Annotated in this window: 2 protein-coding genes; both read right to left on the reverse strand. The window is 53.1% G+C overall.

Going from position 1 to position 1874, the window contains the following annotated elements:
* Positions 1-55: 55 nt before the first annotated feature.
* On the reverse strand, positions 56-709 hold the full coding sequence (locus BRAS3809_RS35445; protein WP_083839221.1) for an Nmad2 family putative nucleotide modification protein: 654 nt from the start codon (positions 707-709) through the stop codon (positions 56-58).
* Between the two features lie 2 nt (positions 710-711).
* Positions 712-1203: a TIR domain-containing protein gene (locus BRAS3809_RS35450; RefSeq protein ID WP_083839220.1), complete on the reverse strand. Its 492-nt coding sequence runs from the start codon at positions 1201-1203 to the stop codon at positions 712-714.
* Positions 1204-1874: the final 671 nt, after the last annotated feature.

Here is a 1874-nt window from a genome sequence, read left to right on the forward strand (position 1 = left end):
GGTCACTTGAAGTGACGCAGCCTCGCCAGGAGCCGGCTTGAATTAGCTGATAAAGTCAAGAATCAATGACCTTGTCAGCCTTTTTCGAGTATCGGGCAGTGCTTTGTGCGAACTGAAAGGGGTCGCCACTTACACAATTCAAACTCGCGCCGAACGAAGTGTTGAGCCAATTCAGAAACGGCTGGGCCTTTTCTATTTGGAAGACGCGGTGACCTATTCCGTTGCGAAATCCCAAATCCTGCAGAATCTCCTGAGGAACCGCCGGAGCCGTACTACCGAAGTAATAGAAGTGATTTGAAATAAGGACGCGATTAGTTTTCGTATCGTGTTGTATATTATGAGGGTCAGGCGAGCCATCAGGCTTGCTGTGATGAGAATCTTCTTGCAACCATTTTTTTGAGGAGGGTGCTCGGTGATAGATATTGTCGCCAACTATCGTTTTTCGAGTACCATTTCGAATTGGACGTTTCGAACGGAACTCCGGGGCTTCCCAATATTCCTCAAATGCTTTTGCATCGGTTACTTTCATCGCATAGATGCATCGTCCGACAGCGCCTAACTTTGCGCCTCCCATGCCAACGATCCAATCGCCGCTTCGGGCGGTCTGCCTTATCGCCGGCTTGCATGTTGCGAGAGTGCAAGCACCGTTAAAAGGATTTGGCGCAAACCCAAAGTCTCGCGCCACCACATAAAAATAGACCCTCGCCATACTCAGCACCGGGCCGTGCGCGCAGCATGAACAGGTGCACGTGATGTCGAACTTCCTGCAGTCTCAAATGGGCTATCAGTACCCTCTATTGCTTCTATGACGCTGTTAGAGTTCCAGTTAACCAGCGCATCTCCGTATTCTTCGAACGCGGGCGGGATATCGGCCTCTGTTCCGCCTCGCGCAAAAACCCCCACGATGCGCTTGCCAAGTTCGTTAGCCTTTCGAATTTCCCAATCAACCCAAGGTCGCTGATGAGTTTCCTTGCCGATCAAGACTATCACAGTTGAAGCCCAAGACATTTTCATTCGTAAGAGTCGCTTCAGCGTGGCCTCTGGAATCTGTTTTTTGTCCAAGCGGGACTGATTGGAAGGTTTCGCTCGAATCGAACTGTTTCTGATCTGAAAGCCTTGCCGCCGCAGCAGGTCCGTTAGGCCACTGACGTGATCATCATCTGCGTGATGGTGGCTAATGAAAACATTGCGTTGCTTTGACATCGCCCCTCCGCGAATCGCCCCATGGTCATGGCAGCCAAGCACTGGCCAATTAGCTATTCGCGTGTTAAAGAATGTCAAGGCACGTCGTAGTAGCATTCAGTTTTTTGCAGACCGTGCAATTTAACTTGGGCGCTTGCGAAGAGAAGCGCCGACTGGGCGACAAAATGGCGAGCACAGCGCTCATCGAATAGAGGGTCTGCAGGTTCCGAAATTGCGGGGCTAGCTAGCGTAGGGCGTCGGGCAAATAAGTTCCAGCGGCCAGCCTCACCTCATAAAACATGACCGTCGCCTTGGACGGAAACTGATTGGCGACGAAAGCTCTTTTTTCTCACGGTTTCAATGCGCCAAGTGCGACAACCGTTCTGCCCTTGAATCTTTCTATTTCGCTTTTCCGAAAATTATGCCATACTCTGCTGCATCCTACCCCTCCGAGAGGGGCGTACGCGCGGTCGTCACGATACGTGGGGTGGGGATGTGGTGGCCGTGTCGGGTCGCAGCATGACCTCGCGTCATGCCGACGAACGATTCCGATGCGGACGTGAAATCGTGTGGGCCTGGCCTCCCGGTGCTGAGGCCAAGTCGGCGATGACGCCTCAGGGCGTCGCGTCGGCGACGGGGACAAGACAGCCGATCCCCGGGGCGAGCACGTATAAGCGTTAAGACCGCCGCGC

The organism is Bradyrhizobium sp. STM 3809, assembly GCF_000239795.1.
GTDB lineage: Bacteria > Pseudomonadota > Alphaproteobacteria > Rhizobiales > Xanthobacteraceae > Bradyrhizobium.